The sequence below is a fragment of the Nocardioides sp. Soil796 genome, assembly GCF_001429525.1.
Lineage (GTDB): Bacteria > Actinomycetota > Actinomycetes > Propionibacteriales > Nocardioidaceae > Nocardioides.
Map to the genome: position 1 here is coordinate 80,559 of NZ_LMSQ01000017.1, position 15,798 is coordinate 96,356.

16 protein-coding genes and 2 tRNA genes are annotated in these 15,798 nt (G+C 70.5%); 15 read left to right on the forward strand and 3 right to left on the reverse strand.

What is annotated here, in order from left to right:
- Window positions 1-59: 59 nt before the first annotated feature.
- A complete protein-coding gene (locus ASH02_RS07385; RefSeq protein ID WP_056675750.1) occupies window positions 60-659 on the forward strand; it encodes a mycothiol-dependent nitroreductase Rv2466c family protein in 600 nt (199 codons plus the stop codon).
- Between the two features lie 99 nt (window positions 660-758).
- Complete coding sequence (locus ASH02_RS07390) at window positions 759-2,024, forward strand: N-acetylmuramoyl-L-alanine amidase (RefSeq protein WP_156409728.1); 1,266 nt, start codon at window positions 759-761, stop codon at window positions 2,022-2,024.
- A gap of 18 nt (window positions 2,025-2,042) precedes the next feature.
- On the opposite strand, the gene ASH02_RS07395 is transcribed toward ASH02_RS07390, so the two are convergent.
- A complete protein-coding gene (locus ASH02_RS07395; RefSeq protein ID WP_056675756.1) occupies window positions 2,043-2,723 on the reverse strand; it encodes a GOLPH3/VPS74 family protein in 681 nt (226 codons plus the stop codon).
- Window positions 2,724-2,771: 48 nt separating this feature from the next.
- On the opposite strand from ASH02_RS07395, the gene ASH02_RS07400 reads away from it, so the two are divergent.
- Both ASH02_RS07400 and metG read left to right on the forward strand, forming a co-directional pair.
- Window positions 2,772-3,497: a lysophospholipid acyltransferase family protein gene (locus ASH02_RS07400; protein WP_056675759.1), complete on the forward strand. Its 726-nt coding sequence runs from the start codon at window positions 2,772-2,774 to the stop codon at window positions 3,495-3,497.
- A 73-nt stretch (window positions 3,498-3,570) separates the two neighbouring features.
- Complete coding sequence (metG, locus tag ASH02_RS07405) at window positions 3,571-5,364, forward strand: methionine--tRNA ligase (RefSeq protein WP_056675763.1); 1,794 nt, start codon at window positions 3,571-3,573, stop codon at window positions 5,362-5,364.
- A gap of 20 nt (window positions 5,365-5,384) precedes the next feature.
- Here the strand turns inward: metG and ASH02_RS07410 are convergent, their stop codons facing one another.
- Together ASH02_RS07410 and ASH02_RS07415 are read right to left on the reverse strand one after the other, a co-directional pair.
- Window positions 5,385-5,756, reverse strand: coding sequence for a DUF2568 domain-containing protein (locus tag ASH02_RS07410; RefSeq protein ID WP_082563477.1), 372 nt, complete (start codon window positions 5,754-5,756; stop codon window positions 5,385-5,387).
- 41 nt (window positions 5,757-5,797) lie between these two features.
- A complete protein-coding gene (locus tag ASH02_RS07415; protein ID WP_082563478.1) occupies window positions 5,798-7,045 on the reverse strand; it encodes a S1C family serine protease in 1,248 nt (415 codons plus the stop codon).
- Between the two features lie 103 nt (window positions 7,046-7,148).
- Here ASH02_RS07415 and ASH02_RS07420 point away from each other — a divergent pair, with 103 nt between their 5' ends.
- From ASH02_RS07420 to ASH02_RS07470, 11 genes are all read left to right on the forward strand, one after another.
- Complete coding sequence (locus ASH02_RS07420; RefSeq protein ID WP_056675772.1) at window positions 7,149-7,718, forward strand: hypothetical protein; 570 nt, start codon at window positions 7,149-7,151, stop codon at window positions 7,716-7,718.
- 38 nt (window positions 7,719-7,756) lie between these two features.
- Window positions 7,757-8,677 (forward strand): alpha/beta hydrolase, encoded by a 921-nt coding sequence (locus ASH02_RS07425; RefSeq protein ID WP_056675775.1) that lies wholly within the window; start codon window positions 7,757-7,759, stop codon window positions 8,675-8,677.
- 13 nt (window positions 8,678-8,690) lie between these two features.
- On the forward strand, window positions 8,691-9,200 hold the full coding sequence (locus tag ASH02_RS07430; protein ID WP_056675778.1) for a ribose-5-phosphate isomerase: 510 nt from the start codon (window positions 8,691-8,693) through the stop codon (window positions 9,198-9,200).
- On the forward strand, window positions 9,193-10,041 hold the full coding sequence (locus tag ASH02_RS07435; RefSeq protein ID WP_056675780.1) for an Fpg/Nei family DNA glycosylase: 849 nt from the start codon (window positions 9,193-9,195) through the stop codon (window positions 10,039-10,041). Before ASH02_RS07430 ends, ASH02_RS07435 begins: the two co-directional genes overlap by 8 nt.
- 107 nt (window positions 10,042-10,148) lie before the next feature.
- The gene (locus tag ASH02_RS07440) at window positions 10,149-11,174 is read left to right on the forward strand and encodes a PP2C family protein-serine/threonine phosphatase (protein WP_056675783.1); all 1,026 of its coding nucleotides are present in this window, start codon (window positions 10,149-10,151) and stop codon (window positions 11,172-11,174) included.
- A gap of 83 nt (window positions 11,175-11,257) precedes the next feature.
- Window positions 11,258-11,331 (forward strand) — tRNA-Gly (locus tag ASH02_RS07445).
- A gap of 34 nt (window positions 11,332-11,365) precedes the next feature.
- Window positions 11,366-11,438 (forward strand) — tRNA-Pro (locus ASH02_RS07450).
- 50 nt (window positions 11,439-11,488) lie between these two features.
- Window positions 11,489-12,889: a trigger factor gene (gene tig, locus ASH02_RS07455; protein WP_056675786.1), complete on the forward strand. Its 1,401-nt coding sequence runs from the start codon at window positions 11,489-11,491 to the stop codon at window positions 12,887-12,889.
- 289 nt (window positions 12,890-13,178) lie between these two features.
- Window positions 13,179-14,048 (forward strand): esterase/lipase family protein, encoded by an 870-nt coding sequence (locus ASH02_RS07460; RefSeq protein ID WP_056675790.1) that lies wholly within the window; start codon window positions 13,179-13,181, stop codon window positions 14,046-14,048.
- A 115-nt stretch (window positions 14,049-14,163) separates the two neighbouring features.
- Complete coding sequence (locus ASH02_RS07465; RefSeq protein WP_056675793.1) at window positions 14,164-15,333, forward strand: lipase family alpha/beta hydrolase; 1,170 nt, start codon at window positions 14,164-14,166, stop codon at window positions 15,331-15,333.
- The gene (locus ASH02_RS07470; RefSeq protein ID WP_056675798.1) at window positions 15,330-15,791 is read left to right on the forward strand and encodes an SRPBCC family protein; all 462 of its coding nucleotides are present in this window, start codon (window positions 15,330-15,332) and stop codon (window positions 15,789-15,791) included. The genes ASH02_RS07465 and ASH02_RS07470 overlap by 4 nt, the downstream gene beginning before the upstream one ends.
- Window positions 15,792-15,798 lie beyond the last annotated feature (7 nt).

A 15,798-nucleotide genomic window follows, 5' to 3' on the forward strand; every position in this document is an offset into this window, starting at 1 on the left:
CCGGGAGCAAGTCCTGTGAGGCCGGGAACAATCGCCGGACCCGGCCGGTTGATCGTTGCATGACGAAAGCTGACTTCTGGTTCGACCCGCTGTGCCCCTTCGCCTGGCTCACCTCCCGGTGGGTCCTCGAGGTCGCGGAGGTGCGTGACATCGAGGTCGAGTGGCACGTGATGAGCCTCGCCTACCTCAACCAGGACAAGGACATCTCCGCCGACTACCGCAAGCTCCTCGAGCCGGCCTGGGGCCCGGTGCGGGTCGCGATCGCCGCCGAGCAGGCGCACGGCAACGAGGTGCTGCTGCCGCTCTACACGGCGATGGGCAACCAGATCCACCTGGAGAAGAAGCCGATCGACCGCGACCTGGTCGAGAAGGCGCTGGGTGAGGCGAACCTGCCGCTCGAGCTGGCCGACGCGATGGACTCCACCGACTACGACGAGGCGCTGAAGAAGTCGCACCACGCCGGGATGGACCAGGTCGGCGAGGACGTCGGGACGCCCGTGATCTCGATCGAGGGCTCCGCGTTCTTCGGCCCGGTGATCACCAAGGTGCCCCGCGGCGAAGAGGCCGGGAAGCTCTGGGACGCGGCGGTCGGGCTGGCGGCGTACCCGTACTTCTTCGAGCTCAAGCGCACCCGCACCGGAGACCTCGACTTCAGCTGAGTCGCCCGTACGGCGACCGTGCGCGGGCCGTACGACGACACGTCGACGGCTCGCGCAGAGTCGAATTTGTGACGGATGTGACGCATGATGGATCAGGTCATGTCTGTTACTCGGAAAGACCATGTCCGCCCGCCCGTTCGCGTTGCCCTGTGCCTGGCCGTCGTCACCGCCCTCGTGGGCACCGGCCTGGTCGCCCTGCTGTGGTCGGGCGACGACACCGACGACCACGCCGCGCGCACCACGAGCGGCGCCGCTCCCGACGTCCCCCTGGTGAAGGACAAGGGCAGTGTCGTGCGGGCCGCGACGGTGCCGCTGGCGCGAGGTCGCGGACTGGTCGCCGATGCGCGTGGGCGGCACCTGACGCAGCGACTGACCACCGACGCCTACAAGATGGTCGCGGTCACCTGGGCCAGCGGCCGGCCCGAGGTGGACGTGCGCTTCCGCAACGCGCGCGGCTGGTCGGAGTGGACGCATCTCGAGGCGCTGACCGACGGGCCGACAGTCGGTGACGCCGAGTCACGGCAGGCCACGAGACGCGGCACCGAGCTGCTCTGGGTCGGGAGGTCAGACGGCGTCCAGGTGCGCACGACGGCGACGACCGGCCTCGACCTCGTGCTGATCGACCCGGGTGCGCTGGCCGCGGACGCCACCGCGACCCCGGCCGCGTCCGCGACGCAGGGTCCGGGTGCGGCGACGGCGACGACCGTGGCCCGGACGACGTCGGCAGGCACGACGTCGGCGGCTGCCCGCCCGAACAAGGCGCCCCGGCCGCCGCTCTACGACCGGTCGGTGTGGAAGCCCAACCCCGACTACCTGAACGGTTCCCCGGTCTACACCAACATCATCAAGCAGGTGCACGTGCACCACACGGCCTCGGCCAACACCTACTCGCGTGCCGACGTCCCCGCCATCCTGCGCGGCATGTACCGCTACCACACGCAGACGCTCGGCTGGTTCGACATCGGCTACAACTTCCTGGTCGACCGCTTCGGCCGCAGCTGGATCGGCCGGTCGGGTGGGGCCCGCAAGCGAGTCCGCGGGGCGCACACCCTCGGCTTCAACCACAACAGTGTCGGCATCGCGGTGATCGGCAACTACGAGTCCAGGAACCCGACGACGTACGCCGTCACCGCGATCGTCCGTCTCGCGGCCTGGAAGCTCGACCTGGACGGCCAGCACGCAACGGGCCGCACCTGGATGTACTCCAAGGGGAGCGACAAGTATCCGGCCGGCAGGCGGGTTGCGCTGTACCGGATCGACGGTCACCGCGACACCAACGACACGGCCTGCCCGGGGGCACGCCTCTACCGGCTGCTGCCGGACATCCGCACGCGAGCCGAGCGCCGGCTCCGCTACTACAGCTGACGGCGTCGACCGAGGCCGTCAGGAGGAGACGACTGCGGCTGTCGTGGCGGCCGTGGTGGCTGCGGTCATCGCGGCCTGCGCCGAGGCCACCGCGTCGCGCACGGCCTTGGCCGCCCATTCGCCGTCGGCGATCTCCTTGGCCCGGCTGCGGATCTGCTTGGCGGCGATGCCGTGGTTGTCAGCGAGGATGCGGTGTGCCTTGCTCACGGCGTGCAGCAGCGCGACCAGCGCGGCGGTCCGGTCCGCGGGCCGCGCGCCCTCGAGCAGGGCCCCAGCCAGCTGCCGGCGTACGGCGTCCTCGTGGCTGGAGTCGATCGCGGGCCACCGCTCCCGGGGAAAGATGCCCCACACCCTGTCCTCCTCGTGGGCGATGATGCCGCGCGCGACCAGGCGCTCGAGCAGGGTCTCCTTCAGCCCCTTGCCGAGGCGGTTCACGAGGTCCTGGGCGGTGCGCTCCTTGTCGCCGATGGTGCGCAGCGCTTCGACCAGGATCGCGTCGGCCGGCTGCCGGGCGTCGGTCAGCACGTGCACCTTCGCGGACGACCAGGTCCCGTTCTTGCGGACCTCGAGGGCCTCGGCCATGGCCAGCTCGATCAGCACCGCACCGCCGAGCAGCGGGGTGAGGTAGGTGGCGTCGAGCTTCCCGGAGTCGTCGTCGAGCAGGAGCAGGAGCAGGTCTTCGGCGATCAGCGTGGACATGACCACGACCGTAGCGCCCGCGGGAAGGCGGCGTGACAGCATGTCGGCATGCCTGACCTGAGCCATGAGGAAGCCCACGAGATCGCCCGACGCGGCACCAGCAAGGTCGCCTGGCTGCTGGTGAAGGTGCTGATGATGCCCGTCCTGCGGCTGCTCTTCATGATGCGCGCGACCGGCAGGGAGAACATCCCGGAGCACGGGCCGGCCGTGATCGCGCCCAACCACAAGAGCTTCTGGGACGCCTTCTTCATCTCCGCCGTGACCAGGCGCCGGATCTTCTTCATGGGCAAGTCCGAGCTGTTCCGCGGCCGCAGGGGCCGGCTCCTGTTGCTGCTCGGCGGCTTCCCGGTCAAGCGCGGCGAGTCCGACGCCGAGGCCATCGAGACCGCCAAGGCGATCCTCGAGCGCGGCGACGTGCTGGCGCTCTTCCCCGAGGGCACCCGGGTCAGTGACCCGCTGTCCCTGGGCACGCCACGACGCGGGGCCGCAAGGATCGCCATCGAGGCCGGCGCACCGATCATCCCGACGGCGATCACCGGCACCGAGAAGCGACGCTGGCCGCTGCCGCGCCGAGTGCAGATCGCGTTCGGCGAGCCGGTCCCGGTCGACGACCTGACCGCCACCCCGGAGCTGGCCCAGGCCCTGACCGCGCAGACGCTCTGGCCCACGATCGACGAGGACTACCGACGACTGAAGTCCCGCCCCGGAGTGATCGCGGCCGGCGTGGCTGCGGTCGGTCTCGGTGTGCTGGTGCACAGGCTGCGCCACCGGTAGTGATCCATCGTTGGGAAACCGGTGTGACCGGCCCCGACCGCCCGACCCAGATGACCCATCTAGGATCACCCCCATGAGCAAAGTCCTGTCCGCCGTCGCCTGGCCGTACGCAAACGGCCCGCGCCACATCGGCCACGTGGCCGGTTTCGGCGTGCCCTCCGACGTCTTCAGTCGCTACATGCGGATGGCCGGCCACGACGTGCTCATGGTCTCCGGCACCGACGAGCACGGCACGCCGATCCTGATCGCCGCCGACGAGGCCGGCGTACCCCCTCAGGAGCTCGCCGACCACAATCACCGGCTGATCGCCGAGGACCTCACCGCGCTCGGCATCTCCTACGACCTCTACACGCGTACGACGGCGCGCAACCACCACGCCGTCGTGCAGGAGATGTTCCTGGGCGTCTACGAGAACGGCTACTTCGTCGAGCAGACGACGTACGGCGCCATCTCGCCGTCGACCGGGCGCACCCTGCCCGACCGCTACATCGAGGGCACCTGCCCGATCTGTGGCGCCGACGGCGCGCGCGGCGACCAGTGCGACAACTGCGGCAACCAGCTCGACCCGCACGAGCTGATCAACCCGAAGTCGAAGATCAACGGCGAGACGCCGGAGTTCATCGAGACCCAGCACTTCTTCCTCGACCTGCCCGCGCTGGCCGAGGCGCTGACCGGCTGGCTCGACGAGCGTGAGGCATCGGGCACCTGGCGCCCCAACGTGATCCGGTTCAGCCAGAACATCCTCAAGGAGATCAAGCCGCGGGCGATGACCCGCGACATCGACTGGGGCATCGCGGTCCCGCTCGAGGGCTGGCAGGACAACCCGACCAAGAAGCTCTACGTCTGGTTCGACGCGGTGATCGGCTACCTCTCGGCGAGCATCGAGTGGGCCCGTCGCTCCGGCGACGCCGACGCCTGGCGCGCCTGGTGGAACGACCCCGAGGCGCTGTCCTACTACTTCATGGGCAAGGACAACATCACCTTCCACAGCCAGATCTGGCCGGCCGAGCTGCTGGCCTACTCCGGCAAGGGCGACAAGGGCGGCAAGCCGCGCGAGTACGGCGAGCTGAACCTGCCGACCGAGGTGGTCTCCAGCGAGTTCCTCACCATGGAGGGCAAGAAGTTCTCCTCCTCCAAGCGCGTCGTGATCTACGTCCGCGACCTGCTCAGCCGCTACCAGCCCGACGCGTTCCGCTACTTCGTGGCCGCGGCCGGCCCGGAGAACCAGGACTCCGACTTCACCTGGGCCGAGTTCGTGCGCCGCACGAACGACGAGCTCGTCGCGGGCTGGGGCAACCTGGTCAACCGCACGGCCACCCTGATCGCCAAGAACTTCGGCGAGATCCCGGCCGCCGGTGAGCTCACCGACGAGGACACCACGATCCTGGCCACCGTCGAGGCCGCCTTCGGCAGCGTCGGCGAGCTGCTCGGCGCCCACCGCCAGAAGCAGGCGATCAGCGAGGCGATGCGGGCTGTCGCCGAGGTGAACAAGTACGTCACCGACACCGCGCCGTGGACCCTCAAGGGCGACGACCAGCGCGAGCGGCTCGGCACCGTGCTCCACGTGGTCGCCCAGTGCGTGGCCGACCTCAATCTCGTGCTGTCGCCGTTCCTGCCGTTCTCCGCCAACGCGGTCGACGAGGTCTTCGGTGGCGCCGGCGACGTGCAGCCGATGCCGCACGTGGTCGAGGCCGACGACCTCGACGGCGGTGCCGGCTACCCGATCATCACCGGCGACTACACCGGGGTGCGGGCCTGGGAGCGGGCACCGATCAAGGTCGGTACGCCGGTCGCCAAGCCGACCCCCGTCTTCGTGAAGCTCGACACCGCGATCGTCGACGAGGAGCTGGCCCGGCTCGCCGAGTGACCCTGTTCGGCTGAGCCTGCTCAGCCGGCCAGGTCGGCTGACTCGGTGAGGCCCCGCACCTCGGGCAGTTGTGCGGCGGCGTTGACCATCACGGAGAACGCGAGGAAGGCCAGCGCCCACTCGTGGTGACCGGCCTGCGCCAGGCCGGCGGTGGCGAGTCCGAAGACCAGCACCTTGGTGACCGGTCGGACGACCGGCCCGCCGTACGGCGCCTTGGGTGAGGCGAACGCCCACCACACGGCGACCACGACGACCGGCATGACGACGGCCAGGGGGACTCCACCGGCGTGGGCACCCCAGACCCCCGCGGCCGCCATGGCCAGCAGCTCGTCGACGAAGACCAGGGTCAGGACGGTCCAGCCGACGGCCGCTGGGGCCTGCACTCGCGTCATGCCGCAAGGTTAGGGCCCGCAGGGCGTGGCCCGGGTCAGGCTCAGGCGAGCGGGCTCTCCGCGAGGGTGACCGTCTGCTGGTGGGTGGCGCCGGAGGCGTCGGTCCAGGCGATCTGCACGCTGTCGCCGGGCTCGTGGTCGGCGACCGCGGCCAGCAGGTCTTCGGCCGAGCCGACCGTGGCGTCGCCGACCGCGGTGATGGTGTCTCCTGCGACGATCCCGGCTCCCGCGGCGGGGCCGTCGTCCTCGACGCCCGCGACTGTCGCGCCGCTGCCCGTGCCGCCGTTCGCAGCTCCGGTGGTGGCGGCGATCGAGATGCCGAGGAACGCGTTCGGGCCGATCTGCACGGTCCCGGACTCGTCGCCGCTCTCGATCTTCTGGGCCACCGCCAGGGCGGTGTCGATCGGGATCGCATAGCTGCGGGTGCCGTTGGAGGCCGCCGCCGTGGTGATCCCCACGACCTCGCCCTCGGCGTCGTACATCGGGCCGCCGCTGTAGCCGCCGACCACGGGGGCGTCGGTCTCGACGAGGCCGGTGAGCTGCTCGGAGGACCCGGTGCCGCCGGCGGTGATCTGCTGCCCGGTCGCGGTGACCGTGCCGCCCAGGGCGGTCAGGTAACCCTGGCCCTGCGCGTTGCCGACCGCGGTCACGGCGTCACTGGTCGCCACGTCGTCGTCATCGGTGGCGACCGTGTCGAGACCGCTGGCGCCCTCGAGCCGGATCAGCGCCACGTCGGCCGACTCGTCGTGCCCGATCACCGTCACCGGGTAGGTCTCACCGGTGGCCGCGACGGTCGCCTTGAGGTCGGTGGCGCCGTCGACGACGTGGTAGTTCGTCAGGGCCACACCGTCCGAGTCGATCACCATCCCCGTGCCGGCACCCGACCCGTCGGTCAGGGTGCTCTCGATCAGCAGCACGCCCTTCGACTGCTCGTCGGTGGCCGCCTCGGCTGTCGACCGGCCGATGTCCTGGGGTTGCACCTGGCCCTGGTCGCCGTACGGCAGTGTGGTCGATCCGCCACCGGAGATGTCGGAGTCGCCGGTGCCCGGCAGGTCGGTGCCGCTCGCCGGCGCTGCGCTCGCGCCCATGCGGGCGCCGTCGTTCGAGGCGTCCACCAGCTGCCAGGTCAGGGGGACTGCCACGGCCGCGGAGAGCGTGGCTCCCACGGCGAGCCCAGCCGCCACCGGTCGCCAACGTCGACGCGACTTGCCGGCGCCCGCGGTCGGTGCGGGCTGCTGCGGCGGGAGAGGTGACGTGGGCTGTTGCGGCGGGAAGGTTGAGGGGGCCATGGGAAGAGTTCACCGCGCAAAACCCAAGATCTCTTCAGAAGAACCTGTGAGTTCGGTGTGGGTCCGGGTTTGTGGTGCTGTCCGGCTGGTTAAGGTCCAGACCATGACAGCCGAGATGTACGTCCCCCAGTTCTTCGTCAAGCAGAAGATCACCATGATGGTGAACCGCTACGAGATCATCGCCGCCAACCCCGACGGAACCGAAGGACAGCTTCTCGCCCTCGCCGAGCAGAAGCGGATGGCCTTCAAGGAGCAGGTGACCTTCTTCAGCGACGCCGCCAAGACCCGCCCGGTCTTCGGCTTCAAGGCCCGCAAGAAGATCGACCTCAACGCCGGTTACGACGTGACCGACGAGCAGGGGCAGCCGATCGGCTTCTTCCGCAAGGACTTCAAGGCCAGCCTGTTCCGCTCGACCTTCCACATCGAGGGGCCCGGGTTCGCCGGCACCGGCCAGGAGCGCAGCGGCCTGGTGGCCGTGCTCCGCCGGTTCAGCGACATCCCGTTCCTGCGGTTCCACTTCGACTTCACCGACCCCAACGGCGCCCAGCTGTTCTCCAGTGAGCGCAAGGGATCGCTGCGCGACAAGTACACCGTCACGGTGCACGACCAGCGCGTCGACTTCCGCGTCGCTGCCGCCGTGGCCGTGGGCCTCGACGCGTTGCTGGCCCGCTGACCCACTGATCCTGCTGTCGGGCTGGCTACGATCCGGGCGTGCTCTATCCCCAGGCGCGGCGCGCCGTCGAAGCCCAGGCCGGCGTACAGCCGGTCAATGATCCGTCGTACGACATCGCGGCCGCGCGTGCCGAGGCGCGCGCGGTCGCGGCCCGTCAACCCCGCGAGGACGTGGCGGAGGTGCGTGACGTCGACGCCGGGGGAGTGCCGTGCCGGTTCTACCGACCGGCCTCGTCGACGGCCGGGCTCGTCGTGCACCTGCACGGCGGCGGCTTCGTCTTCAACGACGTCGACGTCCACGACGCCGCCTGCCGTCGGCTGGCGAACCGCAGTGGCCTCGCAGTGCTCAGCGTCGACTACCGCCGGCCACCCGAGCACCGGTTCCCCGCAGCGCCCGACGACGTCGACACGGTGCTCGCCTGGCTGGAAGAGAACTTCCCGCTGGCCGGCCAGAGCTGGTTGACGTACGACGACGCGCAACGGCGGGACAGGATCCCCGTCTTCGTGCACGGTGACAGTGCGGGGGCGAACCTCGCGCTGGTCGCCGCGCTGCGCCACCCGGGACGCTTCGCGGGCGTGGCGCTGATCTACCCGTTCCTCGACCCGACCGGCGGCTTCGAGTCCTACGAGACCGCGGCCGAGGGCTTCGACCGGGCCGAGGCGCAGTGGTACTGGGAGCAGTACGCCGCCACGCCCGCCGACCACACCGACCCCGACTTTGCGCCGTTGCTGGCGAAGAACCTCGACACCCTGCCGCCGACGCTCGTCGTCACGGCCGAGCACGACCCGCTGCGCGACGAGGGCGAGCACCTGGCGCACCTGCTCGCCGAGTCCGGCGTCCAGGTCGTGGCGAGCCGGCAGCTGGGCATGGTACACGGCTTCTGGCGCCACCCCGACGCGTTCGACGCGGCCGAGCCGTTGACCCGTCAGGTCGCCGGATTCCTGCGAATGCTCGTCTGACAGAATCCGCCGCATGCGCGTTCACCTCGGATCCGACCATGCCGGACTGGAACTCAAGGACCACCTGCTCAACTGGCTCGTCGAGGCCGGCCACGAGGTCGTCGACCACGGCCCGTTCGTCTACGACGCCCTCGACGACTACCCGGTCTTCTGCCTGCGGGCGGCCGAGGGTGTCGCCGCCGAGCGTGCCGAGGGCCAGGACAGCCTCGGTGTGGTGATCGGCGGCTCGGGCAACGGCGAGCAGATCGCGGCCAACAAGGTCAAGGGTGTCCGCTCGGCCCTCGTGTGGTCCGAGGAGACCGCCGTGCTGGCCCGCGAGCACAACGACGCCAACGTCATCTCGGTGGGCGGTCGCATGCACACCGTCGAGGAGATGACCCGGTTCGTCGAGGTCTTCCTGGCCACGCCGTTCACCGACGAGGAGCGCCACGTGCGTCGCATCGGCCAGCTGTCGACGTACGAGATCGACGGCGAGCTGCCGCCCCTGCCGGAGTCCGCCCTGCGCGGGCCCGCGGATGCCTGAGGGACACACCCTCCGCCGTCTGGCGAACGAGCTCGGTGACGCGTTCGCCGGCCGAACCGTGCGTGTGCAGAGTCCCACCGGCCGTTCGGCCGCCGACGCGGCCGTCGTCGACGGCAGCCTGCTGGTCGGTGCCGACTCTGCCGGCAAGCACCTCTTCGTGGAGTTCGAGGGGGAGCGGTTCGTCCACGTCCACCTCGGCCTGATCGGCAAGTTCGACGTCGCGGCCGGGGTCGAGGAGATCCCGCACCCGCAGGGCCAGGTGCGGCTCCGCCTGTTCGCCGGCGGCGAGCGGCCGGCGTACGCCGACCTCCGTGGCGCCACCCAGTGCGACCTGACCGGAGTGGCGGGACGCGACGCGATCCTGGCCAGGCTCGGACCGGACCCGCTCCGCGCCGACGCCGACCCCGAGCGGGCCTGGCGCCGCATCTCGGCCAGCCACCGCCCGATCGGCGACCTGCTGATGGACCAGGCAGTGATCGCGGGCGTCGGCAACGTCTACCGCGCCGAGGTGCTCTTCCGGCACCGGATGCACCCGCTGCGGCCGGGCCGGAGCCTGCGGCGCAGCCAGTTCCAGGCGATCTGGGACGACCTCGTCGAGCTGATGTCGTACGGCGTCCGGGTTGGCCGGATCGACACGGTGCGCCCGGAGCACACCCCCGAGGCGATGGGAAGAGATCCGCGGAAAGACGACCACGGAGGCGAGGTCTACGTCTACCGTCGTACTGGTCGCGCATGCCACGTGTGTGGTGCGGCGATCAGGACGGAGCCGCTGGTCGGCCGAAACTCGTTCTGGTGTCCACGCTGTCAGCCGCGCTTCCGCTCGCGCGCTGGCCTAGGGTAAGGGCTGGAATTTCCGGTGTTCGTCTCCAGAGAGGGGTTGACGTGGCCCGGTCCGGTCAACCCCTGAGCAGGCGAGCGAGGCGACGGTGGACCACGTGGCGGCGCAGGATGGTCGCCACCGACAACCTCACCCTGATGTCACTGATCGTCCTCACCGCGGTGTGCGCCGCCCTCTTCGCGGTCGCGCCTGGCGTCTGGCCGCTCACCCTCGTCGTGCTGCCGATGTTCCTGGGCGGGTTGTTCCTGAGCCCGCGAGACCTGCCGTGGTTCCTGGTCTTCGTGCTTGCCGTGCTGGCGTTCGCGGTCACCAAGCAGTCGCCGCTCACACCTCGACTGGTGATCGGGGTGGTGGTGCTGTTCCTGCTGGGCTTCATCACGCTCCTCTCGTCGTTCCGGCGCTCGCGCCTCGGCGTCGCCGGAATGCAGGGGGAGTCGATGCTGGTCGACCTGCGCGACCGCATCCTCAGCCAGGGCACGCTGCCCGACCTCCCGGCCAACTGGTACGCCGAGTCGGCGCTGCGCTCGGCCGGCGGTACGCCGTTCGCCGGCGACTTCGTGGTCGCCTCACGCAAGGGCAACGACAGCCGCCTCGACTTCGTGGTGGTCGACGTGTCGGGCAAGGGCGAGGACGCCGGCACCCGTGCCCTGCTGCTCTCGGGGGCGTTCGGCGGGCTGCTGGTGGCGCTCACCGCGGAGGAGTTCCTGCCGGCCGCCAACGACTACCTGATGCGGCAGAACTGGGACGAGGGCTTCGCGACCGCCGTACACCTCACCATCGACCTCGACACCGGTGACTTCGCCGTGCGTACGGCGGGGCACCCACCCGCGATCCAGCTGCTGGCCGGGTCGGGCAAGTGGATCGTGCACGAGTCGGAGGGCCCGATCCTCGGACTCATGGACGACGCCGAGTTCACGGTGGTGCGGGGCCGGATGCGCTCGGGTGACGCCGTGCTGCTCTACACCGACGGTCTGGTCGAGACGCCGACCCGTGACATCAGCCTCGGCATCGACAAGCTCCAGGGACAGGGCGAGCGGTTGCTGCGCAGCGGGTTCGACAACGCCGCACGGAGACTGATCGACGCGCTCGGCTCGCGCAACGACGACCGGGCGCTCCTGTTGCTGCACCGCCGCTGACTGCTCGGCTGCCCGCAGCCGGGTGAACCTGATTGGGAGCGACCCCCGCGCATGTGGCACCATGACACCGCACAAATGTGCGCGCGGATGTAGCTCAATGGTAGAGCCTCAGTCTTCCAAACTGATTACGCGGGTTCGATTCCCGTCATCCGCTCCAAGTGCCGCTCAGGCTCGCTCTGACGGCTACTTGGCGGGGCGTAGCGTAGTGGCTAGCGCGCCTGCTTTGGGAGCAGGAGATCGCAGGTTCGAGTCCTGTCGCCCCGACAGCACATCCCCTGCACCCGCACCATTCCCTGACCCATGAGGAGAAACCTGTGAAGAGCGCCGTCGAGACCTTGAGCCCGACCCGGGCCAAGCTGACCGTCGAGGTGCCCTTCGAGGAGCTCAAGCCGAGCCTCGACGCGGCGTACAAGAAGATCGCCCAGCAGATCAACGTCCCCGGCTTCCGCCGTGGCAAGGTCCCGGCAGCGGTCATCGACCGTCAGGTCGGCCGTGGCGCCGTCCTCGACGAGGCGATCAACGAGATGCTTCCCAAGAAGTACATCGAGGCCCTCCAGGAGAACAACCTCGAGCCGCTGGCCCAGCCCGAGATCGAGGTGACCAAGCTCGAGGACAACGAGACCCTCGAGTTCACCGCCGAGGTCGACGTCAAGCCCGAAATCGAGGTGCCGGCCTACGACGGCGTCGAGGCCCAGGTCGAGGACGTCGCCGTGAGCGACGCCGACGTCGAGGAGCAGGTGCAGGCCCTTCGTGAGCGCTTCGGCACCCTGAAGACCGTCGAGCGCGTGGCCGCCGACGGCGACTTCGTGACCCTCGACCTCAAGGCCACCAAGGACGGCGAGGTGCTCGAGGGCGCCGAGGTCGCCGGCATGTCCTACCAGGTCGGTCGCGGCGGCATGCTCGACGGACTCGACGAGGCGCTGGTCGGCATGGCCGCCGGCGAGACGAAGAACTTCAGCTCCGAGCTGGTCGGTGGCGACCTGGTCGGCGAGCCCGTCGAGGTCGAGGTGACGGTCGGCCAGGTGCAGGAGCAGGAGCTGCCCGAGGTCGACGACGAGTTCGCCCAGCTGGCCTCCGAGTTCGACACCGTCGACGAGTTCAACGCCGACGTGCGTGAGCGCCTGACCCGCGGCAAGCGCCTCGAGCAGGCCGCCGAGGCCCGTGACGCCGTCCTGGAGAAGCTGCTCGAGCAGGTCTCGATCCCGCTTCCCGAGACCCTGGTCACCGAGGAGCTCAACGCCCGTCGCCAGAACGTCGAGCAGCAGCTGGTCTACGCAGGCCTGACGATGGAGAAGTACCTCGAGGACGAGAAGCAGACCGTCGAGGAGTTCGAGGCCGACCTCGACCGCCGGGTCCGCGACGCGGTGACCGCGCAGTTCATCCTCGACGAGGTGGCGAAGAAGGAGGAGCTCGGTGTCGACCAGCAGGAGCTCTCCGAGCACCTGATCCGTCGCGCGCAGCAGTCCGGCCAGGACCCGCAGGAGTTCGCGAACCACATGTTCGAGCACAACCACATCCCGGACCTCGTCCAGGAGATCCTGCGCGGCAAGGCGCTGGCCACGATCGTCGAGTCGGCGGTCGTCAAGGACGCCTCCGGCAACGTGGTCGAGCTGAAGAACCTCCGCCCCGACGGCACCATCGGCGAGCCCGAGACGTCCGAAGAGGCGTCCGCGGACGCAGCGGACGCCGACGCGGAGACCACCGAAGAGGCCTGAGCAACCGCCCGGGCAGCCGCTTGGGCAACACCGTCGACGACGCGTCCCGGACAGCAGCTGTGCTGACCGGGGCGCGTTGCGCATTGTCCGGCCAGCGCTGGAGTTCACTTGTGCAGGCAGTTCGACCGGCGAGGGGCACGGTGCGCGGTCACCGTCTCACCCCGACACGCGAACTGCCTGTTCACATGAACACGTCGAGGACGAGGGGTAGCCCTCGGGTGGGCGGATCGCGCGTCTCATCACGGCGTGGATGGTTGTCCCGGCCACCGGCACCCCGGACACTGTCCCGGTGAGCACTTCGTCGGTCGTCACCGCGCCGTGGCGCCTCCTGTGGCGCCTGGGCCTGCGGAGCTCGCCGTTGGCACTGGCCGCGCCGCTGGTCCGCACCCGGCCCGACCCCGACCTGGCGCCGGTCGCGCTGCGCGCTGCCGGCGCCGATGTGGCCGCCGAGCCCGCCGCCCTCGAGTCGGCCTTCCCGCACGCCACCGACCGCATCGTGGTGCTGGTGCCCGACACCGACGAGGACGAATCGGCCTGGCTGCGGCACCTCGACCAGGTGGGTGGCACCTACGCCAGCCGCCTTGCCGCGCTGCTCGACTGGACGCCCGTGAACGTGCGGGTGTCCCCGGGCGAGGGCACGGCCGTCGAGATCGCGACCACGCTCCAGGCCCTGGTCGACGGCTGGCCGGTGCCGGTACGCCGGATCGCGCTGGTCGGGCACGGTCGCGGGGGACTGGTGCTGCGCGCGGCCTGCGCACTGCGCCACCAGACGCCCGACGCATGGCACGAGCTGGTCTCCGACGTGGTGCTCCTCGGCACGCCGCACCTCGCCGTGCCGGCAGGGCGCACCATGGTCCCGCTGTCCCGTCGGGTCGACGAGGAGCTGGCCGGCATCGTCACCGATGACGTGGTGGACGTGTCGGCACAGCCCCTGCCGCATGCGCGCTACGCCCTGATCACGCCGCACACCCGCCTGCAGCAGAGCCGCCTCGGCGGGCTGCTCGGCGACGTGCTGTGGTGGCGGCACCGGTTGCCGATGCGTCCCCGCAAGGCCCGCTCGCTCTTCCCGAGCGCAACGCTGCACCACGTGCCGACGCACGAGATCGGGCTGGTCAACCATCCCGACGTGCACCAGGCCATGCTCGCCTGGCTGGCCTGAGCCTCGATCGGGGGCAGTTCGCGCGGCCGTTCGGGGTGACCTGACCCTCAACGGGTTGCGCTGACCCCGACAATTGAGTGAACATGTGTGCACTCAATGTTCTTGGAGGTGCACCATGCGCGACGCGTCCGGTCCCGGAGTCGTCGACGTGCTCGGCCTGTTGCCGGCGTACGGCGACGAGATCGTGCTGCGCACCGTCCGTGACACCCACCGGGCCTGGGCCGGACGGGTGTACGGCGTGCTCGACCGTGCCACGGGCGGCAAGGCCCGCGGCGTCCGACTCGTGCACGACGGCATCTCGTCGACCGTCTACACCTCGATCGGCGTCGCACTCTCCGCCGGGACCGTCGCCCTGAAGGCCGCCGGCAGCCAAGGCGTCGGCCCACGCCTCGACGACTCGCCGCGCGGCAGGTTCGTCCGGGCCGCGCTCAACGGGCTGATCGGCGACCGCTTCGCTGACGAGGGGTCGCGCCTCTCGATCACCACCGCCGTACGACGCGACGGCCGCGACGTGCCGGTTACGCCCGACGCCCTCGCCGAGGCCTTCCCGGCTGCGACCGGCCGGGTCGCCGTGCTCCTCCACGGGCTGTCCGAGAACGAGTCCTTCTGGGACCTCCACCGCGACACCGTCGGCAGCACGTACGCCGAGACCCTGGCCGGCCTCGGCTGGAGCGTGGTCATGGTGCGGCTCAACACCGGCCGTCCGATCCGCGAGAACGGCATCGAGGTGGCCGCCCTGCTGCGCGACCTCACCACGGGGTGGCCCGTCGAGGTCTCGCAGATCGCCCTCGTCGGCCACTCGATGGGCGGGCTCGTGGCGCGCGCCGCCTGCGCCGTCGCGATCGACGACGACCGGCCGTGGACGGGCCTGATCAGCGACGTGATCACCCTGGGCAGCCCCCACGCCGGAGCACCGCTCGCGATCGCCGTCGGCCACGGCAGCCGGCTGCTGGCCCACCTGCCGGAGACCTCGGCGTTCGGGCGCATCCTCGACCACCGCTCGGTCGGCATCGAGGACCTGGTCGACGGACTCGGCCACGACGTACCGCCGCTGCCCGGGGTGCACTACCGCCTCGTCGCGGCGACGCTCACCGGGTCGGCCCGGCACCCCGTCGGGCACCTGGTCGGTGACCTGCTGGTGCGGGTGCCGTCCGCGCACGGCCGCTCCCGCAGGCACCCCGACCTCTTCCCGGACGCCGACGTGCTGCACGTGCCACGATCCGACCACTTCGGGTTGCTCAACCACCCCGACGTCCACGACGCGATGAGGAGCTGGCTGCGATGACCGCCGAGCGAGAGCTGCGCGCCGAGACCACGATCGAGGCGACGCCCCAGCAGGTCTGGGCGGTGCTCTCGGACCTCTCCCGGATGCCCGAGCTGAGTCCCGAGACCGTGCGCATGCTGCCGCTGAAGAGGGGCGGCCTGCGCGTCGGGCAGTGGTACCTCGGCGTGAACCGGCGCAAGCTCGTCGTGTGGCCGACGCGCAACGTGGTCGCCGAGGTCGAGCCGGTCCGCCGCCTCAGCTGGGACACCACGTCCAGCGGCGCCCGCTGGATCTACGAGCTGGAGGAGTCGGGAAGCGGCACCCGTGTCGTGCACCGTCGGCCCGTGCCACGGCAGCTGACCCTTCTGGGCAGGGTGTTCGCCACCCTGGCCCTCGGTGGCAAGGAGGACCACGCCGACGAGCTCGAGGCCGGCATGGCCCGCACCCTCGACCGGTTGAAGGCCGCCGTCGAGCGCTGAGCTCCGC